This window comes from Roseomonas sp. OT10, from assembly GCF_020991085.1.
Taxonomy (GTDB): domain Bacteria; phylum Pseudomonadota; class Alphaproteobacteria; order Acetobacterales; family Acetobacteraceae; genus Roseomonas; species Roseomonas cutis.
The window spans coordinates 3,887,563-3,910,342 of sequence record NZ_CP087719.1 but is presented as its reverse complement, the minus strand read 5'-3'; the positions used below and the strand labels follow the sequence as shown (position 1 = coordinate 3,910,342).

General features: G+C 74.6%; 23 protein-coding genes. 14 read left to right on the top strand and 9 right to left on the bottom strand.

Going from position 1 to position 22,780, the window contains the following annotated elements:
* Positions 1-83 precede the first annotated feature (83 nt).
* Positions 84-1,325: a NupC/NupG family nucleoside CNT transporter gene (locus LPC08_RS17825; protein ID WP_230449577.1), complete on the top strand. Its 1,242-nt coding sequence runs from the start codon at positions 84-86 to the stop codon at positions 1,323-1,325.
* A gap of 64 nt (positions 1,326-1,389) precedes the next feature.
* On the opposite strand, the gene LPC08_RS17820 is transcribed toward LPC08_RS17825, so the two are convergent.
* From LPC08_RS17820 to LPC08_RS17810, 3 genes are all read right to left on the bottom strand, one after another.
* The gene (locus tag LPC08_RS17820; protein WP_230449576.1) at positions 1,390-1,911 is read right to left on the bottom strand and encodes a hypothetical protein; all 522 of its coding nucleotides are present in this window, start codon (positions 1,909-1,911) and stop codon (positions 1,390-1,392) included.
* Between the two features lie 147 nt (positions 1,912-2,058).
* Positions 2,059-3,120 carry a dipeptidase gene (locus tag LPC08_RS17815; protein ID WP_230449575.1) on the bottom strand — a complete coding sequence of 354 codons (1,062 nt, stop codon included), beginning with the start codon at positions 3,118-3,120 and terminating at the stop codon, positions 2,059-2,061.
* 19 nt (positions 3,121-3,139) lie between these two features.
* Positions 3,140-4,243: a serine hydrolase domain-containing protein gene (locus LPC08_RS17810; RefSeq protein WP_230449574.1), complete on the bottom strand. Its 1,104-nt coding sequence runs from the start codon at positions 4,241-4,243 to the stop codon at positions 3,140-3,142.
* A gap of 124 nt (positions 4,244-4,367) precedes the next feature.
* Between LPC08_RS17810 and msrA the strand changes: the two genes are divergently transcribed.
* Genes msrA through LPC08_RS17790 form a run of 4 tightly spaced genes read left to right on the top strand, consistent with a single transcriptional unit; the run spans position 4,368 to position 7,224 of the window.
* A complete protein-coding gene (gene msrA / locus LPC08_RS17805) occupies positions 4,368-4,925 on the top strand; it encodes a peptide-methionine (S)-S-oxide reductase MsrA (RefSeq protein ID WP_230449573.1) in 558 nt (185 codons plus the stop codon).
* Complete coding sequence (msrB, locus tag LPC08_RS17800; RefSeq protein WP_230449572.1) at positions 4,922-5,353, top strand: peptide-methionine (R)-S-oxide reductase MsrB; 432 nt, start codon at positions 4,922-4,924, stop codon at positions 5,351-5,353. The genes msrA and msrB overlap by 4 nt, the downstream gene beginning before the upstream one ends.
* A gap of 49 nt (positions 5,354-5,402) precedes the next feature.
* Entirely contained in the window at positions 5,403-6,392 is a 990-nt protein-coding gene (locus tag LPC08_RS17795; RefSeq protein ID WP_230449571.1) for a YncE family protein, read from the top strand.
* Between the two features lie 25 nt (positions 6,393-6,417).
* A complete protein-coding gene (locus LPC08_RS17790; RefSeq protein ID WP_230449570.1) occupies positions 6,418-7,224 on the top strand; it encodes a polysaccharide deacetylase family protein in 807 nt (268 codons plus the stop codon).
* A gap of 52 nt (positions 7,225-7,276) precedes the next feature.
* On the opposite strand, the gene LPC08_RS17785 is transcribed toward LPC08_RS17790, so the two are convergent.
* Positions 7,277-7,669, bottom strand: coding sequence for a hypothetical protein (locus LPC08_RS17785; RefSeq protein ID WP_230449569.1), 393 nt, complete (start codon positions 7,667-7,669; stop codon positions 7,277-7,279).
* Positions 7,670-7,894: 225 nt separating this feature from the next.
* Between LPC08_RS17785 and LPC08_RS17780 the strand changes: the two genes are divergently transcribed.
* Both LPC08_RS17780 and LPC08_RS17775 read left to right on the top strand, forming a co-directional pair.
* The gene (locus tag LPC08_RS17780) at positions 7,895-8,965 is read left to right on the top strand and encodes a tartrate dehydrogenase (RefSeq protein ID WP_230449568.1); all 1,071 of its coding nucleotides are present in this window, start codon (positions 7,895-7,897) and stop codon (positions 8,963-8,965) included.
* Positions 8,966-9,150: 185 nt separating this feature from the next.
* Positions 9,151-9,390: a hypothetical protein gene (locus LPC08_RS17775; RefSeq protein WP_230449567.1), complete on the top strand. Its 240-nt coding sequence runs from the start codon at positions 9,151-9,153 to the stop codon at positions 9,388-9,390.
* A gap of 186 nt (positions 9,391-9,576) precedes the next feature.
* Here the strand turns inward: LPC08_RS17775 and cuyB are convergent, their stop codons facing one another.
* Both cuyB and LPC08_RS17765 read right to left on the bottom strand, forming a co-directional pair.
* Positions 9,577-10,284, bottom strand: a complete 708-nt coding sequence (gene cuyB / locus LPC08_RS17770) for a cysteate racemase (protein WP_230449566.1) — start codon at positions 10,282-10,284, stop codon at positions 9,577-9,579.
* Complete coding sequence (locus tag LPC08_RS17765) at positions 10,281-11,039, bottom strand: sulfite exporter TauE/SafE family protein (protein WP_230449565.1); 759 nt, start codon at positions 11,037-11,039, stop codon at positions 10,281-10,283. Before LPC08_RS17765 ends, cuyB begins: the two co-directional genes overlap by 4 nt.
* A 128-nt stretch (positions 11,040-11,167) precedes the next feature.
* Here LPC08_RS17765 and LPC08_RS17760 point away from each other — a divergent pair, with 128 nt between their 5' ends.
* Entirely contained in the window at positions 11,168-11,989 is an 822-nt protein-coding gene (locus LPC08_RS17760) for a sulfite exporter TauE/SafE family protein (RefSeq protein WP_230449564.1), read from the top strand.
* A 46-nt stretch (positions 11,990-12,035) separates the two neighbouring features.
* Here the strand turns inward: LPC08_RS17760 and LPC08_RS17755 are convergent, their stop codons facing one another.
* The 3 genes from LPC08_RS17755 to LPC08_RS17745 form a co-directional block, all read right to left on the bottom strand.
* Positions 12,036-13,016: a Bug family tripartite tricarboxylate transporter substrate binding protein gene (locus LPC08_RS17755; protein ID WP_230449563.1), complete on the bottom strand. Its 981-nt coding sequence runs from the start codon at positions 13,014-13,016 to the stop codon at positions 12,036-12,038.
* A gap of 99 nt (positions 13,017-13,115) precedes the next feature.
* Entirely contained in the window at positions 13,116-13,511 is a 396-nt protein-coding gene (locus LPC08_RS17750; protein WP_230449562.1) for a hypothetical protein, read from the bottom strand.
* 633 nt (positions 13,512-14,144) lie between these two features.
* Entirely contained in the window at positions 14,145-14,645 is a 501-nt protein-coding gene (locus LPC08_RS17745) for a YdcF family protein (RefSeq protein ID WP_230449561.1), read from the bottom strand.
* Positions 14,646-14,867: 222 nt separating this feature from the next.
* Here LPC08_RS17745 and LPC08_RS17740 point away from each other — a divergent pair, with 222 nt between their 5' ends.
* From LPC08_RS17740 to LPC08_RS17715, 6 genes are all read left to right on the top strand, one after another.
* Positions 14,868-15,539, top strand: a complete 672-nt coding sequence (locus LPC08_RS17740) for a sigma-70 family RNA polymerase sigma factor (RefSeq protein WP_230449560.1) — start codon at positions 14,868-14,870, stop codon at positions 15,537-15,539.
* Positions 15,540-15,541: 2 nt separating this feature from the next.
* A complete protein-coding gene (locus LPC08_RS17735) occupies positions 15,542-16,027 on the top strand; it encodes a hypothetical protein (protein ID WP_230449559.1) in 486 nt (161 codons plus the stop codon).
* The gene (locus LPC08_RS17730; RefSeq protein WP_230449558.1) at positions 16,024-16,608 is read left to right on the top strand and encodes a periplasmic heavy metal sensor; all 585 of its coding nucleotides are present in this window, start codon (positions 16,024-16,026) and stop codon (positions 16,606-16,608) included. Before LPC08_RS17735 ends, LPC08_RS17730 begins: the two co-directional genes overlap by 4 nt.
* A gap of 59 nt (positions 16,609-16,667) precedes the next feature.
* Positions 16,668-18,020 carry an efflux transporter outer membrane subunit gene (locus LPC08_RS17725; protein ID WP_230449557.1) on the top strand — a complete coding sequence of 451 codons (1,353 nt, stop codon included), beginning with the start codon at positions 16,668-16,670 and terminating at the stop codon, positions 18,018-18,020.
* 124 nt (positions 18,021-18,144) lie between these two features.
* On the top strand, positions 18,145-19,668 hold the full coding sequence (locus tag LPC08_RS17720) for an efflux RND transporter periplasmic adaptor subunit (RefSeq protein WP_230449556.1): 1,524 nt from the start codon (positions 18,145-18,147) through the stop codon (positions 19,666-19,668).
* Positions 19,665-22,772: an efflux RND transporter permease subunit gene (locus LPC08_RS17715; RefSeq protein ID WP_230449555.1), complete on the top strand. Its 3,108-nt coding sequence runs from the start codon at positions 19,665-19,667 to the stop codon at positions 22,770-22,772. The genes LPC08_RS17720 and LPC08_RS17715 overlap by 4 nt, the downstream gene beginning before the upstream one ends.
* The last annotated feature ends 8 nt before the right edge of the window (positions 22,773-22,780 follow it).

Here is a 22,780-nt window from a genome sequence, read left to right as displayed (position 1 = left end):
ACCCCCCGCCCCGGTCACCCGCCGATCCGCCCCGGATTCGCCATTCATCCAGGAGACCCCGCCCTGTCCCCCGCCTTCCGCGCATGAGCGCGCTGCAACTGCAATCCGGCCTCGGCCTGCTGGCGCTGGCCGCCTTCGCCTGGCTCTGCGGCGGCTGCCGCCGGCCCATCCCCTGGCGCACCGTCGTCGCCGGGCTGGCCGGGCAGGTGGCGGCCGGGGCGCTGCTGCTCCACGTCCCGCCGGTGCGCCGCGCCTTCGCCTGGCTGGGCGATGCGGTGGACGCGCTGGCGCGGGCGACGCGGGAGGGCACGGCGCTGGTCTTCGGCTATCTCGGCGGCGCGCCGCTGCCCTATGCCGAGCTGCGGCCGGGCGCCTCCTTCATCCTGTTCTTCCAGGCCCTGCCGCTGGTGCTGGTGGTCGGCGCGCTCTCGGCGCTGCTCTACCACTGGCGGGTGCTGCCCTTCGTGGTCGGGCTGCTGTCGCGGGCGCTGCGCCGGGCCTTCGGGCTGTCGGGGGCCTGCGGTTTCTCCGTGGCGGCGAATGTCTTCGTCGGCATGGTGGAGGCGCCGCTGCTGATCCGCGCCTGGCTCGCGCGCCTGTCCACGGCGGAGCTCTTCGCGGTGATGGTCGCGGGGCTCGCCACCATCTCGGGCAACATGCTGGTGGTCTATGCGACCATGCTGGCGCCGGTGGTGCCGGATGCGGCGGGGCAGCTCCTCGCCGCCAGCCTGGTCAGCGCGCCCGCCTCGATCCTCGCCGCGCTGCTGATGATCCCCCCCGCCCCCGGCGCCGTGGAGGCGGCGGAGCCGGAGATGCCGCCGCTCTACGACAGCGGCATGGAGGCGGTGGTGCGCGGCACGGCGGACGGGCTGCAGCTGCTGCTCGGCATCATGGCGACGCTGATCGTCTTCGTGGCGCTGGTGGCGCTGGCGGACATGATCCTCTCGCCCACCGGGCTGACGGTGCGGGCGGTGATGGGCTGGCTGATGTGGCCCATCGCGCTGGCCATGGGCGTGCCGGTGGCCGAGGCCGGGACCGTCGCCGCCTCGCTGGGCGTGAAGGTCGCGGTGAACGAGTTCGTCTCCTACCTGGAGCTCGCCGCCTCCGGAGGCGCCGGGCTGTCGGAACGCTCGCGGCTGGTGCTGACCTGGGCGCTCTGCGGCTTCACCAACTTCGCCTCGGTGGGGATCATGGTCGGGGGCATGACCGTCATGTGCCCGGAACGCCGGCCGGAGATCGTACGGCTGGGGCTGCCCTCGCTGCTCTCGGCGGTGATCGCCTGCGGCATGGTCGGCGCGGTGGTAGGGTTGCTGACCCCGGGCTGAGCGGCCACGGCGGCCCCGCCCAGCCAGCGGGTCAGCAGCACGGTCCAGAGGATGGGGGGAGCGGTCAACCTTCCGCCTCCCCCGGCGGGGCGGCGGGCGGCATGGCGCGGTTGGACGGCCCGGTGCCCTGGGCGCGGTGGCAGCCGGCCGCGCCGTAGCGGGTCAGCAGCGCCTCCTGCCGCGCCAGCATCCCGTCGAGGCTGGCGTGCATCCGCTCCTGCGCCGCGGCACGGCCGGCGCTCTCGACCCCGTCCAGCACCATCCCCGCCACCGCGCCGGCATAGGGCACCAGGCCCAGCGCGGTGCGCGCGACCTGGCCGCCGAGGCCCAGGCCACGCATCGCCTGCATGTTCTCGCGCATGGCGCGCATCATCTCGGCGGCGAAGGCAGGATCGCTCATCTCGGCCTCGATGGCCGCACAGGAATCGGGCGGAGTTGCGGCGGGAAGGGCCGCTTCCACTGGAAGGGGAGGGGAGGCCGGCGCGCCCCGGGCCGCGGCGACCGCATCCTCCGGCGGCAGGACGCCCGTCGCGCAGCCGGCCAGCCAGCCGGCGAGCGGAAGCAGGATGAGGGGACGGGGCGGCATCGCGGGTCTCCGACGGTCTTGCGGACGTCGGCACGACGTTCCGCGGCCGGAATGCCGTCCCGGCCGCGGCCCCGCACCCCTCAAACGGGTGGCCCCCAACCCGCGGGACGGCGCCGGGGCCGGCCGCAGGCTGCCGGCCCGGCCCCGTCAGCCCCCTTCGGCGGCCACTGCCTCGGCCGCGCGCCAGACGCGGCGGAAGTTGCCGGACCAGAGCAGCTCCAGCGCCGCCTCGTCGAAGCCGCGCCGCACCAGCTCGGCGGTCAGCCCGGCCGTCTCGCCGGCATGGCGCCAGCCCTCCACCCCGCCGCCGCCGTCGAAGTCGCTGGACAGGCCGACATGCTCCAGCCCGATGCGCTTCACCGCGTGCTCCACGTGGTCGGCCATGTCGGCGACCGAGGCGCGGTACTTCCCGTCCGCGTCGGGCGCGCGGAGGAAGGCGGGCACGGCGGTGACCTGGATCAGCCCCTTGGTGTCGCGCAGCGCGTCGAGCTGCTCGTCGTCGAGGTTGCGCGGATGCGGCCGCAGCGCGGCGCAGCAGGCGTGGGTGGCGACCACCGGGGCGCGGGAGGCCTCGACGGCGTGGAAGAAGGAGGTGCGCGCGATGTGCGAGACGTCCACCATCAGCCCCAGCCGGTTCATCTCGCCCACCGCCTGCCGGCCCAGCGCGCTCAGCCCGCCATGCAGCGCGGGGCCGTCGCCCAGCTCGGGCTTCGGACGGGCGGCGTCGGCCAGGTCGTTGTGCCCGTCATGGGTGATGGTCAGGTAGCAGGCGCCCAGCCCCTTCCACAGCGCGAGGCGGGAGAGGTCGTGCCCCATGGCGTTGCCGTTCTCCACCCCCAGCAGCACGGCGAAGGCGCCCTCCGCATGGGCGCGCTCCAGCGCCTCCGCCGTGGCGACGAGGCGGCGGTTCCCGGAACCGGGCACGGTCCCGCGGATGGTGCGCAGCATCGCCTCGGCGCGCTGGCCGGCGGCGGCATGGCCCTCGGGCGTGCGCGGGCCCTGGGGGGTATAGGCGATGAAGACGACGGCCTTCAGCCCGCCCGCCGCCATCTTCGGGAAGTCCACCTGCCGGACGGTCTCGCCGCGCGGGTCGGGCGTGGCGGGCCAGGGGATGTCCACATGGGTGTCGAGGGTGGGCAGGCGGGCGTGGAGCGCCAAGACCTCGGCCATGGGGGCCTCGGCGGGCAGGGGCGGGCTCTCGGTGTCCATGGTCGGGTCGGGCTCGTCGTCAGATGGTTCGGGCGGCGGTGACGCGCTCGATCATGCCGGGCAGGGCGGCGGGGTCGAGCCAGCGGAAGACGGCGACGATGCGGGTGGCGGGCTCGATCCAGATGGTGTTGCCGCCGGCCCCCTGGGCGAACAGGCTCTCCCGGTCGGCCGAGGGGTAGCGCCCTGTCGCGTTCAGCCACCACAGCAGCCCGTAGTCGCGGTTCAGCGGACAGGGCGTGCCGCTCGCCGCCACCCAGCCGGGGGGCAGGAGGCGCCGGCCCTCCCAGATGCCGCCGGCCAGCATGAGCAGGCCGAGCCGCGCCTGGTCCTCGGCATGGGTCCGCATCCCCCCGCCCCAATGCGTGCCGCCCGGGACGGAGAGCGCCCGCACGCCATTGGGCAGATCCACCCAGGCGGTGCGGTAGCCGTCCCAGGACCAGTCGGCGCTGCCGCCGATGGGGGCGACGACCCGCTCCGCCCAGACCTCCGGCAGCGCCCGGCCGAAGCGGTGCATCAGCGCCAGCGACAGCGCGTTCACCCGCACGTCGTTGTATTCCCAGTGCGTGCCGGGCTGCTTCAGCGGGCGGTCGTGCTGCTTGGCCGCCGCGCCCTCGCGCTGGAGCTGCCGGCCCCGGTCGATCGCATCCGACTTGCCGTGCAGCGTGCCCTCCCACTCGCTGGTCTGGGAGAGCAGCATCCGCCAGGTGACGGCGCCGTTGCGCGGGCCGACGAAGGCGGGATCGGGGACGGTGGCCGAGATCGGCGCGTCCAGATCGGCGATCAGCCCGTCCAGCACCGCGATCCCGGTGAGGAGGGAGAGGCAGGACTTCGCCACGGAGAAGGTGCGGTCCGCCTGCCGCGTATCCCCCCAGCGCGCGGCCACCCGGCCGTGGCGCAGGATCAGACCGTTGGGCGCGCCGCGCGGCTCGACCGGGCCCAGCACCGCGTTGTGCGGCGGCGGCTCGAAATGGCCGGATTCCAGGAAGGCCGGCAGGTCGCGCGGGAAGGGGCTCTCATGCCCCTGGGCCCAGGCGACGGCCTCGGACAGGCGGGCCGCGTCGAAGCCCAGGGTGTCGGCATCGGCCTCGGGGAAAGGGGCGGGGGAGGGGGCGGGGAAGATCATCGCGGGCGGCAAACTGCACCCGGCGGGGGCGGGTGCGAAGGCCCCCGCGCGCAACGGGGCGGTCCCGCGCGGCGTTGGGGGCGGGGAGATTGGCGAGGCGAGGGGGAGGCACCACATCCGGCCCATGAGCGAAACCGCGAACCCATCCCGGGAGACCGCCATCCTCGGCGGCGGCTGCTTCTGGTGCCTCGATGCCGTCTACCGCAAGCTGGAGGGGGTGGCCGAGGTCGTCTCCGGCTATGCCGGGGGCCAGGTCCCCAATCCGACCTATGAGCAGGTCTGTGGCAAGAAGACCGGCCATGCCGAGGTGGTGAAGGTCGTCTTCGACCCCGCCGTGATCTCCTATGCCGACATCCTGCGGGTCTTCTTCACCATCCATGACCCCACCACGAAGGACCGCCAGGGCGCCGATGTCGGCCCGCAGTACCGCAGCATCGTCCTGACCACCTCGCCGGAGCAGGCGGCGACGGCGGAGGCGGTGATGGCGGAGGCGGCGGCGCTCTACCCCGCGCCCCTGACGACCGAGCTGGTCCCGGCCGGGGAGTTCTGGCCCGCCGAGGCGGAGCACCAGGACTACTTCGAGCGGACCCCCTGGTCCGGCTACTGCCGGGCCGTGATCGCCCCGAAGGTCGCGAAGTTCCGCAAGACCTTCGCCCACCGCCTGCGGGAGCGCGCGGCATGAGCGACGAGAAGACCCGTGCCGAGGCCGCCCGCACCGAGGCGGAGTGGCAGCACTGCCTGACCCCCCAGGCCTACCGGGTCCTGCGCGAGCACGGCACGGAGCGGCCGGGCAGCAGCCCGCTGAACGGGGAGAAGCGCGCCGGGACGTATCACTGCGCCGGCTGCGGCCAGCCGCTCTTCGATTCGGTGACGAAGTTCGAGAGCGGCACCGGCTGGCCCTCCTTCTTCCACCCGGTGGAGGGGCAGGTGGCGACCACCACCGACCGCACCTTCGGCATGGTGCGGACGGAGGTCCACTGCGCCCATTGCAACGGGCATCTCGGCCATGTCTTCCCGGACGGTCCGCCGCCCACCGGGCTGCGCTACTGCATGAACGGCGCTGCCCTCGACTTCCGGCCCGCGGTGGAAGAGACGGGAACGACGCGCTAGGCTGACGCGTTCAAGGTCCTCCCCCCCCGACAGGACCCTGCGAGGTTCCATGCGGCTCTCCCCCTGCGCCACCGTCCGCGCTGTCCTGTTCGCCGCGGCGACGCTGCTGGCGCCCGCGGCGGCACGGGCCGACCTGGTCTTCGTGCTGAACTCGACCGACCCCAGCATCCAGCTGCTGGACGGCAGGACCCAGCAGGAGGTGCGGCGCATCCCCGCCCTGCGCGAGGTCCACCACCTGACCCTGACCCCGGACGGAACCCAGATCCTGGTCGGGGATTCCGGCGGCAACGAGATGGTCTTCCTCGACCCCGCCACGGGCGAGGTGAAGCGGCGGGAGCGGATCAGCAACCCCTACCACCTGGCCTTCACCCCGGACGGCAAGAGGCTGGTGGTCACCAGCCTCCGCCGCGATCAGGTGGACGTCTACGGCTGGGACGGGCAGGCGCTGACCCTGCAGGGGCGGGTCCGCTCCGGCGACATGCCGAGCCACGTCGCCTTCAGCCCGGACAGCAAGGTGGCCTACGTCACCCTGCAGGGCGACAGGGAGATCGCCGCGATCGCCCTGGACACGCGGGAGGTGCTGTGGAAGCTGGAGGTCGGCCGTGATCCGGCGGGCATCCTCTGGCACGAGGGCAGGCTGCTGGTCGGCATCATGGGCTCGGACAATCTGGCCGTCGTCGATCCCGAGGCGCGGGTGGTGGAGCGCCGGATCGTGCTGGGGCGCGGGACCCATCAGGTCTTCCCCTCGCCGAACGGCGACACGATCTACGTGACCAGCCGGGTGGACAGCCGCATCACCGCGCTGGACCCCAGGACCCTGGCCATCCGCCGCGTCTACGAGGTGCCGGGCGGGCCGGACGACATCACCTTCGGTCCGGACGGCAAGCTCTGGGCGACGCTGCGCTTCATCCGCAAGGTGGGCGTCCTGGACCCCGCCACGGGCGAGCTGACGCAGATTCCGGTCGGCCGCTCCCCGCATGGCATCCTGTACCAGGTCGGCGCCGCCGCCGTGGCCGACGCGCAGCGTTCCGCCCGCTGAACGTCACCGGCACGGCCGGGGCAGCATGGGCGGCGCAGACGCCTTCCCGAAGGGCGCCGCCGGTTGCGGCCGGCGCGCCCTGCTCGCGGCGCTGGCGGCGCCCCTCGCCGTCCCGGCCCTCTCCACCCCGGCTCTCGCCCAGCTTCTCGCCTGCCGTGGCACCATCTACCTCACCATCGACACCGGCTGGTCGCGCGAGGCGGAGGAGATCGCAGCGATCCTGCGCCGTCGGCAGGTCCGCGCCACCCTCTTCGTCGCCGACGAGCCGACCTTCCGCGGCGATCGCACCCTGGATGATTCCTGGGCCCCCTTCTGGCGGGCGCGGGCGGCGGAGGGCCACGTCTTCGCCAGCCATACCTGGCGGCACTGGTACTTCTCCGGCGATCCGGGGCCGGGCCGGGTCCGCTACGCCTCCCGCCGCGCGGGGGAGGGGGCGGAGGTGCTGGACGGGGCCGCGCTCTGCGCGGAGCTGCGCCGGCCGGTCGAGCGGCTGAAGGCCATGGTGCCGGAGGCGGTGGTGCTGCCGCTCTGGCGGGCGCCCGGCGGCCGGACCACGCCCAACGCGCTCGCCCTGGCCCGGGCCTGCGGCCTGCGGCACCAGGGCTGGACGGCGAACGGCTTCCTGGGCGACGAGCTGGACAGCGACCGCTCCCCCAACCGTGCCCTGCTGGCGAGGAACCTCTCCGCCATCCGCGACGGCGAGGTGCTGCTGATGCACTGGGGCGTGCGATCCCGCCGCGAACCCTTCGCCGGTATCCTGGAGCCGCTGCTGGCCGGCTTGCAGGAGCGCGGCCTGTGCTTCGCCCCGCTGCCGCGGGAAGGACGGGGCTGAGGGCTCCGGTTCCGCCGCTGGCGGAGACGCCGGCCGGCTGGCAGGTCCCGGTTCAGGTCTCCTTGGCGATGATGCCGTTCAGGGTGCGGCAGGCGGCCACCACCGCGACCAGCAGGAGGCCGTCGCGGATCATGCCGGAGGGGGTGAACTCATACCCGGCGGCCTGCAGCCGGTCCGGCAGCTCGCGCAGGATGGGCTGCAGCGCCGGCTCGGTGATCAGGCCGCCGAGCAGGTGCAGCGCCGCCCACCAGGCCAGCCCGAGCAGCAGGACCACGGGCGCCAGGATGTCCGCGACCTCCTCGGCCAGGGTCAGGACGAAGGTCAGCACGCCGAAGACCAGGATGCGGACGCCCTTCAGCGCCATCGCGGCCGGCCCGCGGCGCCGGGGGCGGGGCCGGGCCAGGCTGGCCTCGTCATAGCGGCGTGGCGGGGGAAGGTCCGGCATCGGGGTGCCTCCGACAAAATTGGGCCGCCGGCCCGGGACGGGTCCTCCGGCGCGGGCGCGCCCGGCCCGCGGCGCTTCGGGCGGGGCTGCCCGGGGCCCGTCCGCTCTAGCGAGCCCGGTGGGGCGCCGCAACCGAACGGCCCAAATGGGCTGCCGGGTGGGCTTGCCGGGCCGCGGCCCCCCGGCCACCCTGCGCCCCTTCCGAGGAAGCCCCAGGACGTGCCCATGACCCGCACCCACCGCATCGCCGTCATCCCCGGGGACGGCATCGGCAAGGAGACCGTGCCGGAGGGGCTGCGCGTGCTGGAGGCCGCCGGGAGGCGCTTCGGCTTCACGCTGGACTGCACGGAATACGACTGGTCCTGCGACCGCTACCGCACCACCGGCGCGATGATGCCGGCGGACGGGCTGGACCGGCTGCGCGAGGCGGACAGCGTCTTCCTGGGCGCGGTGGGCTGGCCGGACGTGCCGGACCACGTCTCGCTCTGGGGCCTGCTGATCCCGATGCGGCGGGAGTTCGACCAGTACATCTCGTTGCGCCCCTGCCGGCTGATGCCGGGGGTGCGCACGCCGCTGGCCGGCCGCACCCCGGCCGAGATCGACTTCGTCGTGGTGCGCGAGAACACCGAGGGCGAGTACAGCTCCTCCGGCGGCCGCATGTTCGCGGGCACGGAGCGGGAGTTCGTGACCCAGGAGAGCGTCTTCACCCGCCACGGCGTGGACCGGGTGATGCGCTATGCCTTCGAGCTGGCGATGAAGCGTCCCCGGAAGAAGGTGACCAGCGCCACCAAGTCCAACGGCATCACCTTCACCATGCCCTTCTGGGACGAGCGCTTCGCGGCGATGAAGGCGCAGTACCCGGAGGTGACGACGGACCAGTTCCACATCGACATCCTCTGCGCGCAGTTCGTGCAGCATCCGGACTGGTTCGACGTGGTGGTGGGGTCGAACCTGTTCGGCGACATCCTCTCCGACCTCGGCCCGGCGGTGGCGGGCTCCATCGGCATCGCGCCCAGCGCCAACATCAACCCGGAGAAGAAGCACCCCTCGATGTTCGAGCCGGTGCACGGCTCCGCCCCCGACATCGCCGGCAAGGGCATCTGCAACCCGATCGGCCAGATCTGGTCGGGTGCGATGATGCTGGAGCACCTGGGCGAGGCGGAGGCCGCGGCCGCCATCCTGGCCGCCATCGAGAAGCTGCTGGGCGAGGGCGGGCCGCGCACCCGCGACCTGGGCGGCCAGGCGGGCACCGCCGATCTGGGCCGGGCCCTGGCCGAGGCCGTCGCGGCGGGCTGACCGGATCGCCGGCCGCCCCATCCGCGTGGCGCGGCGGGCTTCCCCCGGTGCCGGGGCGCCGCGGCATCCACCGGTCGGCAGGGTCGGTAACGGGGCACTTCGATACTTGAACGGCCATTCATGTGACCCTAGTATGGGCCACACATTGCGAGCGATTCTCAATTGGATCGCATGCGGAGATGGGAATGGGCCACGACTTCAGCTACATCGCACGGCGCTGCGAGCGCGCCGTCGTCACGGCCTATCGCGAGCTGCGCGAGGGGGGGAACGACGACCTGTCCTCCTTCCGCGCCTGCACCGCCCTGTACCGCATCCACCATCCCGAAGCCTCGGTGAGCGAGGCGCAGCGGCTGGTGGCGGAGTGGGTGGACCATCACGTCATCCGCGCCGATACCGGCCCGACCAACGGCTGCGAGTGCGACTGACGGCGCGGCCCGCCGCCTTCCTTCCGTCTCCGCCCGCCCGGAATCCGCAAGCCAGGGATTCATAGGCCCTGGCAGCCCCTGCCTCGCCGCCCCCCTGAGGGCGGGCACGATCCAGCCATCCCGTTTCCGCCGGGATCGCCCCCGGCACGACATTGCCCGCCCGTCCGCCGCCCTGGCGGAATGCCCTCAGCCCCGTCCCGCCCAGCGCAGCGCCGCCCGGGCCAGCGCGTCGATCGTGTCCACCACGGGGAAGGGCAGCCCCGGCCCGGCGGCGATCCCCAGCGGGATCTCGGTGCAGCCCAGCACCACCGCCTCCGCCCCGCGCGCGGCCAGGGCGCGGGCCGCCTCGGCCAGGGGGGCATGGGCCTCGGCGACGCGATTGGCCTTGACCAGCGCGATGCCCGGGCTGACCAGCCGCTCCATCTCCTCCGGCTCCGGCACCAGGCATTCGTGGCCCAGCGCCCCCAGGCGATCCTGGTAGAGCCGCATGGCCAGCGTTCCGGCCGTGCCCATCACGCCCACCCGCCGGCCGCCCAGGCCCTGGCGCAGCAGATCCTCCTCCGCGGCGTCGATGATGTGCAGGATCGGCAGGCGGGTGGCGGCCTGCATCTCCGCGTACCAGCCATGGGCGGTGTTGCAGGGGATGGCGATGGCGCTGCAGCCCGCCGCCTCCAGCCCGCGCAGGCCGCGCAGCAGCCAGGGCAGCGGGTCCTCGCCGCCGGACAGGCGGGCGGCGGTACGGTCGGGCACGCGGGGATCGGACCACAGCACGGCCGGGACATGGTCCTGGTCCCGCCCCGCCGGGTTGAGCAGGGTGAGGCGCGCCAGGAACTGCGCCCCGGCCAGCGGCCCCATCCCGCCCAGGATGCCCAGGACCCCGTCGTCCCGCCTCATGCCAGACCGTCCCATACCAGCTTGATCCCCGTCACCAGCAGCAAGGCGTAGATCGCGTTGTAGAAGACCCGGTCGCTGATCCGGTGGTGCAGGCGGATGCCGATCTGCACGCCGATCGGGGCCAGGGGCAGCAGCACCAGGCTGGTCAGCAGGTTCGTGCCGTCCAGCAGCCCCATCCCCGCATAGGGGATCAGCTTCAGGTAGTTCATCACCCCGAAGAAGACGGTGGTGGTGGCGGCCAGCATCCGCCGGTCCAGCCGCAGCGGGTAGAGGTACACCGCCAGCGGCGGCCCCCCGGCATGGGCGACGGTGCTGGTCAGCCCGCTGGCCGTGGCCCAGAGGAAGCCCTTCGCCGGGTCGGGCGGGGCCGGCGGCGGCGTGTCCCGCCGCATCGCCAGCCAGAGGCTGCGCCCGAGGAAGAGCAGGGTGATCACCCCCAGCGCGAGGCTGACGCCCCTGGCCGTCAGCAGGTTGAAGGCCGCCGTGCCCAGCACGATGCCCAGCACGCCGCCCGGCAGCAGGACCCGCATCTCCCGCAGGCTCCACTGCCCCCACCAGGCGCGCAGGCCGGAGACGTCCATGGCGCAGAGGACGGGCAGGGCGATTCCCGCCGCCTGGGGGGCCGGCACCGCCATGGACATCAGCGGCACCGCGACGTTGCCCGCCCCCGAGGCGAAGCCGCCCTTGCTGATGCCGTTGATGAGGAAACCCGGCACGGCCAGGGCATAGAACCAGGGGTCGGCGATCAGGGACACGGCGGCATCCGGGGCGGGACGGGGTGACGCTGCCCGCGCAGCGTGCAATCTAGGACGCCGACCCTGCCGCCGGGAACTGCCCGGCGTCACATCCCGCACCCGGCCGAGGCATCCCGCCCATGCAGCACATGAACGACCCCCTCTGGCTGGGGGCGCTGGCCCTGGCGATGGTCGTGACCGGCCTCGTCTCGGGCACCCTGGCCGGGCTGCTCGGGGTCGGCGGCGGCATCGTCATCGTGCCGGTGCTGTTCAACATCTTCCCCGCCCTCGGCATCCCCGAGGCGGTGCAGATGAAGCTGGCCGTGGGCACCAGCCTGGCCACCATCATCCCCACCTCCATCCAGTCGGCGCGCAAGCACCATGCGCGCGGGGCGATGGACGTGCCGCTGCTCAAGGCGATGATCCCCTCCATCACCTTCGGCGTGCTGATCGGCACGCTGCTGGCGATCTGGGTGCGCGGCACGACGCTGACCGCGGTCTTCGCCACCATCGCCGTGCTGGTGGCGCTGAACATGGGCTTCACCGGGGTCGATTCGCGCCTGCGCGAGACCTTCCCCACCGGCTTCCTGCGTCAGCTCATCGGCACCTTCATCGGGGCGATCAGCGCCATGATGGGAATCGGCGGCGGCACCGTCGGCGTGCCGCTGATGAACATGTTCGGCACCCCGATCCGCAGCGCGGTCGCCACCGCCTCGGCCTTCGGGATCATCATCTCCATCCCCGCGACCATCGGCTTCATCTGGGCCGGCTGGGGGAACCCGCTGCTGCCGCCGCTCTCGCTGGGCTACGTCAACCTGATCGGCTTCGTGCTGATCGTGCCCAGCTCGATGCTCGCCACGCCCTGGGGCGTCCACCTGGCCCACACCATCCCGCCCCTGATGCTCAAGCGCGCCTTCGCGCTGTTCCTGGGCATCACCGCCGTCCGGATGTTCTACAGCCTGCTGGCCTGATCCCGACGGCGATCTCGCCCGGCCGCCGTCCGCGGCGGCCGGGCGCCTATCCGAAGGTGATCCCCGTCTCGGCGATGATCGTCCGGATGGTCCCGCGCTCGCGGTCCAGGCGGGCGGCGAAGGCGGCCGGATCGGCCGGCTGCGCCTCGCTGCCGATCCTGCGCAGGGCGGCCTGGACGCCGGCGTCCGTGGTGGCGTGGTTCAACGCCTCCGCCACCCTGGCGATGATCGGGGCCGGCGTGCCGGTGCGCGCGAAGACGGCGTTCCAGCTGGTCATGTCGAAGCCGGGATAGCCGGATTCGGCGAGGGTCGGCACGCCCGGCGGCCCGCCGCGCCGCTGGCCGCTGGTCAGGGCCAGGGGCCGGGCGCGCCCGCCCTGGAACAGCGGGTCCAGGGAGTTGGTGCTCATGATCCCCGCCTGGAGCGTCCCGGCGGCCAGGTCCCGCGCCGCATCCGCGCCGCCGCGATAGGGCACATGCTCCAGGCGGATGCCGGCACGGCTGGCCAGCAGCGCCCCGGCCAGGTGGCCGACGCTGCCCACGCCGGGCGAGCCGTAGCTGATCTCCCGCCCCGCCTTCGCCGCGGCGACGAAGCCCGCCACGTCCCGGGCCGGGAAGTCCTGCGTGACGGCGAGGACGTAGGGCTGCTCGGCCACCATCCCCACCGGCGTGAAGGCGGTGGCGTAGTCGAAGGACAGCCCCCGCACCGCGAAGGGCACGATCAGGAAGGACGCCGCGTCGAACATCAGCGTGTAGCCATCGGCCGGCGCCTGGGCCACCAGCCCGGCGCCGATCGCGCCGCCGGCACCGGTACGGTTCTCGATCACCAGCGTCTGGCCCAGCCGTTCCGACACCAGAGGCTGCAGCAGGCGCGCCACCGTGTCGGACTGGCCGCCGGGCGCGAAGGGCACAACCAGCCGGATCGGCCGGTTCGGCCAGTCGGCCGTCGCACTCCCCTGGGCCCGTACCGCCGGCGCCGCGAGCGCCGAGGCCAACCCGCCCGCCAGCAGGATGCGACGTGAGGCCATGCTTTCCTTCCCTCCCGACCGGTTCCGGGGTCTTCCCGGCAGCCTACCGGATGCGCGGCCGAGGGGAAGCGGCCTCACCTCACGCGGAAGAGGCGGCGGTCAGCCCTTCTCGCCGCCCGCGCGCTCCAGGAGTTCGGCCACGCGCGCGGCATCGGCGGGCGGGGCGTCGATGCTCAGCGTGGCCCCTTCGCCGCGTTCCTCTAGCGTGGCAAGGCGGCGGTCCAACGGTGCATCCCGTACCACCGCTTCCAGCGCCAGCTTCGCTTTCGCCTTTTCGGCGAAGTGGAAGGTCAGCGGCTGCGAATCGTGCGGGGCCTGCACCACTTCATCGTCGCCCATCATCTCGGCGGGCGGCACGGCTCGGGCCCCCGTCTCGCCCCGCTGAGCCGGGGCATCGCTGGCGGGAAAGCTGTCCAGCGACGCCTCCTGGCTGGCGCGGTTCGGCGTGGCGCCGGCATTGGGGTGGTGTTGGGTGACGTTCGGCTCGACGGCCATCTTCGCGGGCTCCTCCTCCGGCACGTCGCCACCCCGCCAAACCCGTGGCGGAACCGCAGCGGCCTTTCCATGGGGTCAACGACGCAAGTGGGGAGAGGTTGGCGGCGGCGGGCGGAGCACGCCTCGAGCCGGATCGCCCGCCTGCCTCCCCTCGGTTCGGCCCGTGGCGCTGGTGGGCAGGGTAACAATGGAGGCAGAGCGCCCGCCCAGCCTCATCCGGTCGGTGCGATGCGCTGATCTGTGCCGGCGCGGGGTGCGCCCGTGGCCCGGGGGCAAGGCGCTGCCTCGCCCCCGTACCCCCACTCCGCCAGGATCCTGCGGACCCTGGACCCGGGGAGTGCTACCGCGGGACAGCCTGCGACGGGGTCGAGGCGCCGAGGAGCCACGCTCCTCGGCGGGTACGGCCTCCGCACTCGCTGACGCCTTTGACGAGTTATTCAGGGTCCCGCCTGTCCGCGCACCGTCAGGGTTCAGCCCGGAGGCTGACACCCACCGCCCCGAGCCACTCCCAGCGGGGACCGGGGCCCGCTTGTGGCCCCGGCAGGGGAGGGTCTGGGAGGGGACGGCGTCCCCTCCCGGTGCCGACGCCGGAACACCACAGCATGACAGGGCAGGTCAGCCCCGCCGTCGGGATCAGCCGCCCCGCAACCGGTGCCAGGCGGCTAGCAGCGCGTCATAGGGCAGGGCCGGAGCCTCCCGCACCCGCCAGCGCCACTCCCGGAAGCCTGCCTCCGACCGCGCCGCCGGACCGGGCCGGGCGGGCAGGCCGAGCAGCCGCAGCAGCAGCACGCAGCGCGGGATGTGATAGCCGGAGGAGGCGACCAGCACCGGCCCCGGCCAGCCGCGCAGCAGCCGTGCCACGGCGCGGGCGGAGGAGAGCGTGTCCGTCCCCGTCGGCTCGGTCAGGATGTCGTCCAGCGGGACGCCCAGATCCTGCAGCAGGCGGGTCATCACCGCCGCCTCGGCGGGACCGTGCCGCCCCTTGCCGCCGGTGGGCAGGTAGAGCGGCGGCGGGGACAGGCGCATCCCATGCTCCGCCGCCGCCAGGACGCGCCGGCGCAGGGTCAGGCTGGGGCGGCCATCCGGCCGCACGGCGGCGCCGAAGATCACGATCGCGGTGCGGGGGGTGTCCAAGCGGGCTCCGGTCGGGGGTGATGCCTCAACGGCGGCGGGGTGGCGGGGTTGGCCGGCGGCCCGCATCGCGCGGCAGCCCCGCCCTGCCCGCCCTGGCGGGGCCGGTGCCCGGTCCCCATCTCGCTCCGCGTGTCCCTGAAATCGCCCGCGCCGGAAAAAAGCCGCAGCCGCCGCGTGGGATTCGCCCGGCTGGTCCGTACCAGCCTGGACGAAGCGAGGCCCATGCTCACAGCCCTTCTCCCTGCCGCTGGTTGGCGTGCCCCGTCCCTGTCCAGCCCGGCGCTGGCGCGGGATGCCGGGCAGGCCGGCCCACGCCTGGCCCGCGACCGGGCCGCGGCGCCGGATGCCACGCTGCTGCGCTGGTCGGCGGAGGGTGACCGGCTGGCCTTCGACCAGCTCGCCGTGCGGCACCTGCCCCGGCTGCATGCCATCGCGCTGCGGATCACCGGCCGGGCCGCCGAGGCCGAGGAGGTGGCGCAGGAGGCGATGCTGCGCGCCTGGCAGCAGGCGGCGCGCTTCGACCCCGACCGGGCGCAGGTGGGCACCTGGCTCTACCGGATCGCCGCCAACCTCGCGATCGACCGGGTCCGCCGCGCCGGCGCCGCCCCGCTCGACGAGGTGGCCGAGGCGGTCGCCGACCCGCAGCCGGGACCGGAGGAGGTGCTGGCCACGAAGCAGCGCGATGCCCGCCTCGCCGCCGCCCTGGCCGGGCTGCCCGCCCGCCAGCGCGCCGCCATCGCCCTCGCCTACGACCAGGGGATGAGCGGGGCGGAGGCGGCGGCGGCGCTCTCCGTCTCCACCCGGGCGCTGGAGGGGTTGCTGCGCCGTGCCCGCCAGCTTCTCTCGGCCCGCCTGCACGGCACGGGCCAGAAGGGATCGGGCCAGGAGGGATGAGGATGCGACCCGACCACCTTGCCCGGCTGCTCGACACCCATGGCGCCGACCCCGCCCGCTGGCCGCCCGCCGAGGCCGCCGCCGCCCGCGCCCTGCTCGCCGCCTCGCCCGAGGCCCGTGCCATGCAGGCGCGCGCGGCGCTGGTGGATGCGGCGCTGAACGACAGCCTTCCCCCCGCCGATCCCGCCGCCCTGGCGCGGATGCGGCATGCGGTCGCCGCCGCCGTGGCCCGCGCGCCGCTGCCCGTGCCCGCCACGCGGCCCGGCCTGGCCTGGGCGGGTGGCCTGGGCGAGGCGGGGATCGTCCAGGGGGGCGGCGGGCTGCTGGGCTGGCTGCGGCCGGTGCTGCCGGCCGGCTGCGGCGCGCTGCTGACCCTGGCCGCCTGCGCCCTGTGGCTGAGCTGGGCGCCGCTGCAGGCCCAGACCCAGGCGCAGGAGGAGAGCTGGGGCGCACCGCGCATCCTGGCGATGATGGAGCCGAGCGAGTGATCCGCCTGACCGCACCGCTGCTGTGGAAGGGCGCGCTGGGCGCCTCGGTGGCGCTGAACCTCGTCCTGGGCGCGCTGCTGCTGCGCGACGGGCCGGACCGCCCGCCGGGCGGGCCCGGCATCCGCCAGCTGGAGTCCCGCATCGAGCGAATCCTCTCGCCGCGGGATGCGGAGGCGTTCCGCCAGGCCATGGAAACCGGCCGCCTGGACTGGGAGGCCGCCCGCCGCGCCATGCGCGAGAGCCGTCCCGCGCTGGAGACGCTGATCCGCCAGGAGCCTTTCGACCCCGCCGCGATGCGCGCCGCCATGGCGGCCGGACGCGCCGGCTGGGCTGCCTTCAGCGCCGCCTTCGAGGACAGCCTGGTGCGCGGCGTGGCCGCCGTCTCGCCCGAGGGCCGGCGGCGCATCGCCGACGACATGGCCCGCGGCCCCGGGCCCCGGCGCGGCGGGCGTGACGACGGGCCGCCCCCGGGGCCTCCGCCCGGCCCCGCTGTTGCCCCTTCTGGTGCCGCGCCGCAGGCGGCGCTGGTGCCGCCCCCGCCCGCTGGCCCGGGCGGACGAGCGGGGGACGCCCGGCCCTGATCCCCGCCCCCGATGCGGCCGCGCCCCGCCTGCACCGCCGGGCGGGGCTGGCCCTGTCCGTGCTCGCCCTGCTGGCCGCCTGCGGCCCGAAGCCGGCGCCGGCGCTCTCCGGCCTGACCCTGCCCGACCGCTACCGCCAGGGGACCGGCGAGGCCGCCCGCTGGCCCGACCCGCAATGGTGGTCCGGCTTCGGCTCGCCCGAGCTGGACGCGCTGATGGCCGCCGCCATGGCGGACAACCTCGACCTCGCCGCCGCGGCGGCGCGGGTGCGGCAGGCGGACGCGCAGGTCCGCATCACCGGCTCGGCGCTGCTGCCGACCGTCACGCTCGACAGCTCCGCCACCCAGCGCCAGGTCGCCGGCCGGGGCGACCGCACCAGCTCCGCCTATGCCGCCAGCCTCGCCGCCAGCTACGAGGTGGATTTCTGGGGCCGCAACCGCTCCCTGACCCAGTCGGCGGAGCTTTCGGCGCGGGCGACCCGCTACGATGCCATCACCCTGCGCCTGACCACCCAGGCCTCGGTCGCCAACACCCTGTTCGAGGTGCTGGCGGCGCAGGCGCAGCTGCGCGTGCAGGAGGAGAACCTGCGCGCCGCGCGCCGCGTCCTGGCGGTGATCCGCCAGCAGGTGGGCTTCGGCATCGCCACCGGCCTCGACCTCGCCCAGCAGGAGACGGTGGTGGCGCAGCAGGAGGCGGCGCTCCCCTCCCTGCGCCAGACGGCGCAGCAGGGCATCAACGCCCTGGCGGTGCTGACCGGCCGCCCCCCTGCGGCCCTGCCGGCGGCCCTGGAGCCGCAGCCGGACCGCTTCGACCGGCTGCGCATCCCCGCCGCCGCGCCGGGCCAGCCCGCCGATCTGCTGGTCCGCCGTCCGGACGTGCTGGCGGCCGAGGCCGACCTGGCCGGCGCCAATGCGAACATCGCCGCCGCCCGCGCCGCGCTGCTGCCCAGCATCGTGCTCGGTGTCCAGGGCGGGGTGCAGTCGGCGCTGCTGGGCACGCTGCTGCGCCCGGAGGCGCAGGTCTACTCGCTGGTCGCCAGCCTGGCGCAGACGATCTTCGACGGCGGCGCCCTGCGCGGCCGCGTCGCGCTGAGCGAGGCCCAGGCGGAGGAGCTGGTGGCCGCCTACCGCGCCGCCATCGTGCAGGCGCTGTCGGACGTGGAGGACGCGCTGGTCGCCACCCGCGAGACCGCCGCCCAGGAGGAGCTGCGCCGCGAGGCCGCCGCCCGGGCCGAGCGCGCCTATGCCATCGCCGAGGCGCAGCTGCAGGCGGGCACCATCACCCTGATCACCCTGCTGAACGTGCAGCAGAGCCTGTTCAGCACCCGCACCGCCCTGGTCCAGGCCCGCCTCGCCCGGCTGCAGGCGGCGGTCGGGCTGTTCCGCGCCCTGGGGGGCGGGTGGCAGCCATGAACGCCCGCCAGCCGCCGGCCCGGCGCCGGCCGGGCGGCCCCGCGCGCCGGCGGCCCACCCTCCCCATATGCGCCTCCGCCTGCCGGCTGCGTCCCGCCGGCCGGCGCTTCGCCTGGAACCCGTGATGGCCCGCACCCGACTCCTGCTCCCCGTGCTCGGCGTCCTGGCCATCGGCGCCGGGGCCGGCTGGTATGTCTGGCACCAGCGCCAGGCGGCGACGACCGCCACCGCCGATGGCGCCGCCCCCGCCGGGCCGCGCGGCCCAGGGGGGCCTGGCGGCCGGCGCGGCCCTGGCGGGCCCGGCGGCCAGGCGGTGCCGGTGACGGTGGCCACGGCCGAGACGCGCGACCTGCTGTTGACGATCGACGCGCTGGGCACCGTGCAGGCGCTGAACACCATCACCGTCCGCTCCCAGGTGAGCGGCACGCTGACCGAGGTGCTGTTCCGCGAGGGGCAGGAGGTGAAGGCGGGCGACGTCCTGGCCCGGATCGACGACCGCACCTATGCCGCCGCCCTGGCGCAGGCGCGGGCCAAGCAGGCCTACGACCAGGCGCAGCTCGCCAATGCCCGGCTGGACCTGACCCGCTACCAGGGCCTCCAGGCGTCTTCGGGCGTGACGCGGCAGCAGGTCGACACCCAGCGCGCCCAGGTCGCCATGTACGAGGCGCAGGTGGCGCAGGACCAGGCCGCCATCGACAACGCGAAGGCCCAGCTCGACTACGCCACCATCCGCTCGCCGATCGACGGGCGGGTCGGTCTGCGCCTGGTCGATCCGGGCAACCTGGTCGGCGCCGGCGACAGCGGCGGCATCGTCACCGTCACCCAGCTCCGCCCGATCGGCGTCACCTTCCCCATCCCGCAGGGCGAGCTGCCCCGGCTGCGCCGCGCCATGGCGGCCGGTCCGGTCGAGGTCGCCACCCTGCCCGACCCGGTGCCTGGCCAGGGCCGGGCCGGGCCGCGCGCCGCCGCGCAAGGGAACGCCGGATCGGGGAACGCCGGATCGGGGAACACCGGAGCGGGGAGCGCCATGCCGGGGGCGGCCGCGGAGGGGAGTGCCGCCCGCGCCGTCCTGCGCGGCACGGTGCTGACCGTGGACAACCAGGTGGACCAGACCACGGGCACGGTGAAGGTGAAGGCCGTCTTCCCCAACGAGGACACGCAGCTCTGGCCCGGTGCCTTCGTCAGCCTGCGCCTGGGGGTGGAGACGCTGCGCGGCGCCACGGTGGTCCCGCTGGTCGCCGTGCAGCAGGGACCCTCCGGCCCCTATGCCTTCGTCGTGAAGGCCGACAGCACCGTCGAGCAGCGGCCGCTGGTCCTGGGTGCCGCGACGCAGAGCGAGGCCGCCATCCGCGACGGGCTGCGGCCGGGCGAGCGGGTGGTGACCTCGGGCGGGCTGCGCCTGAACGCGGGCAGCGCCGTGACGGTGGGCACCCCCCCCGGCCCGCGCGGCGCCCCCCCGTCGCGGCCCGATCCCGCGGCCCCGCCCCCCGCGGCCCCGCCCCCCCCGGGCTCGCCCCCCCCGGGCTCGCCCCCCCCGGGCTCGCCCATGGTGCAGAACCCGCCGGCGCCGGGCGTGGCGTCCGAGGCCGGCCCGCCCGCCCGCCCGCGGCGGCAGGCCGCCGGCGCCTCGGCCGAGGCGGTGCGGTGAACGTCTCCGCCCCCTTCATCGCCCGGCCGGTCGCGACCACGCTGCTCTCGGTCGCGGTGCTGCTGGCGGGCATCCTCGGCTACCTGCGCCTGCCGGTCTCCGCCCTGCCGCAGGTGGATTTCCCCACCATCGAGGTCTCGACCCAGCTTCCCGGCGCCTCGCCCGATACCGCCGCCGTGCTGATCGCGGCGCCGCTGGAGCGGCAGTTCGCGCAGATCGCGGGCCTGCAGACCATGTCCTCGGTCAGCGGGCCGGGCGTCAGCCGCATCACCCTGCAGTTCCGCCTGGACAAGAGCCTGGACGAGGCGTCGCAGGACGTGCAGGCGGCGCTGGACGCGGCGCGCGGCACGCTGCCCTCCTCGCTGCCCTATCCGCCCGTCTATTCCAAGGTGAACCCGGCCGACCCGCCGATCCTCACCCTGGCGCTGACCTCCGACAGCCTGCCGATCATGCGGCTGTCCGACCTCGCCGACACGCTGCTGGCGCAGAAGCTGTCCCAGGCCACGGGGGTGGGGCGCGTCACCGTGCAGGGCAACATGCGCCCGGCGGTGCGGCTGCGCGTCGACCCGCAGCGCCTCGCGGCCTACGGCATCGGGCTGGAGGCGGTGCGCACGGCCATCGTCGCGGCCAACCAGAACTCGCCCAAGGGCTCGCTCGACGGGCCGCGCCAGGCCGCGCAGATCCTGGCCAACGACCAGATCTCCACCCCCGAGGCCTTCGGCGACGTCATCATCGCCTGGCAGAACGACGCCCCCGTGCGGCTGCGCGACGTGGGCGAGGCGGTGGAGGCGCTGGAGAACGAGCGCAACGGCGCCTGGTTCAACGGCCGCCCCGCCGTGCTGCTGGACGTGCAGCGCCAGTCGGGGGCGAACATCGTGGAGACGGTGGAGCGCATCCAGGCGCTGCTGCCGCAGCTCAAGGCCGCCATCCCGCCGGCCGCGACGCTGCAGGTGGTGGCCGACCGCACCGAGACCATCCGCGCCTCGGTGCACGAGGTGCAGCTGACCCTGGTGCTGGCGGTGGCGCTGGTGGTGGGGGTGATCTGGCTGTTCCTGGGCAGCGGCCGGGCGACGCTGGTGCCCGCCATCTCCCTGCCGCTCTCCATCGTCGGCACCTTCGGCATCATGTCGGCGATGGGCTACTCGCTCGACAACCTCTCGCTGATGGCGCTGACCATCGCGACCGGCTTCGTCGTGGACGACGCCATCGTGATGATCGAGAACATCGTCCGGCTGATCGAGAAGGGGGAGCGGCCGCTCGCCGCCGCCTACGAGGGCTCGCGCCAGATCGCCTTCACCATCATCTCGCTGACCCTGTCGCTGATCGCGGTCTTCATCCCGCTGCTCTTCATGGAGGGCGTGGTGGGCCGGCTGTTCCGCGAGTTCGCCGAGACCCTGACCGCGACCGTGCTGGTCTCCATGGTCGTCTCCCTCACCCTCACCCCGATGCTCTGCGCCCTGCTGCTGCGCGCCGGGCACCGGCCGGGCTGGGTGTCGCGGCGGTTCGAGGCGGGGTTCGAGCGGCTGCGCCTCGCCTATGGCCGGGCGCTGGCGGTGACCATGCGGCACCAGGCGCTGACCCTGCTCGCCACCGGGCTGACCGTGGCGCTGACCGCCTGGCTCTACCTCGTCATGCCCAAGGGCTTCCTGCCCATGCAGGATACGGGCCTGATCCAGATCGCGACCGAGGTGCCGCAGGACGCGTCCTTCGCCCGCTCCGCCGAGCTGCAGCAGCGGGTGGCGGAGGTGGTGCGTGCCGACCCGGCGGTGGCGGCGGTGACCGCGGTGGCCGGGGCCGGGGCGCTGAACCCCGCGCAGAACACCGGCCGCATCACCGCCGTGCTGCGCCCGCGCGCGGAGCGCGACGCCGACGCCCAGGCGGTGATCGCCCGGCTGACGCCGCGGCTGGAGGCCATCGCGGGAGTCGAAGCCTACCCGCTGGCGGTGCAGGACATCCAGATCAGCGCCCGGGCCAGCAACACCCAGTACCAGCTGGTGATGACCGACCCGGATCCGGCCGAGCTCTCCACCTGGGCGCCGCGGCTGCTGGCGCGGCTGCGCGCCACGCCCGGGTTGCGCGACGTGGCGACCGACCAGCGGGAGGAGGGGCTGCGCCTGGCCATCGCCGTCAACCGCGACAAGGCGGCGCGGCTGGGCGTGACGATCCAGGCGGTGGACAACGCACTGTACAACGCCTTCGGCCAGCGCCAGATCTCCACCATCTACGGGCAGAGCAACCAGTACCGCGTGGTGCTGGAGGCGTCCGACCGCATCCGCACCGACCCCACCGCGATCGGGCAGGTGCACGTCTCCGCCACCGGCGGGGCGCAGGTGCCGCTGGGGGAGATCGCCACCTTCACCCGCACCCGCGGCCCGCTGCTGGTGACGCGGGAGAACCAGTTCCCGGCGGTGACGATCAGCTTCAACCTGGACCAGGGCATGTCGCTGGGCGAGGCGGTGGCGGCGGTGGACGCCGCGGCGCGGGAGATCGGCCTGCCGGAGACCATCGCCACCCGCTTCGCGGGCGACGCGGCGGAGTTCCAGAGCTCGCTGGCCGGCCAGCCCTGGCTGATCCTGGCCGCGGTGGTGGTGATCTACATCGTGCTCGGCGTGCTCTACGAGAGCCTGATCCACCCGATCACCATCCTCTCCACCCTGCCCTCCGCGGGGATCGGGGCGCTGCTGGCGCTGGAGCTGTGGGGGCTGGACCTGTCGGTGGTGGGGATGATCGGCATCATCCTGCTGATGGGCATCGTCAAGAAGAACGCGATCATGATGATCGACTTCGCCCTGGAGGCGCAGCGCGACCACGGCATGACCCCGCGCGAGGCGATCCGCGAGGCGGCGCTGCTGCGCTTCCGCCCGATCATGATGACCACCGCCGCCGCCCTGCTCGGCGCCCTGCCGCTGGTGCTGCAATCCGGCACGGGGTCGGAGCTGCGCCTGCCGCTGGGCGTGTCCATCGTCGGCGGGCTGCTGCTCAGCCAGCTCGTGACGCTCTTCACCACCCCCGCGGTCTACCTGGCGCTGGAGGCGGTGCGGGGCTGGGCCGTCCGGCACTGGACGCGGCAGGACCCGCGCGCGGCGCTGCCGGCGGCCGAGTAGGGGCGGGG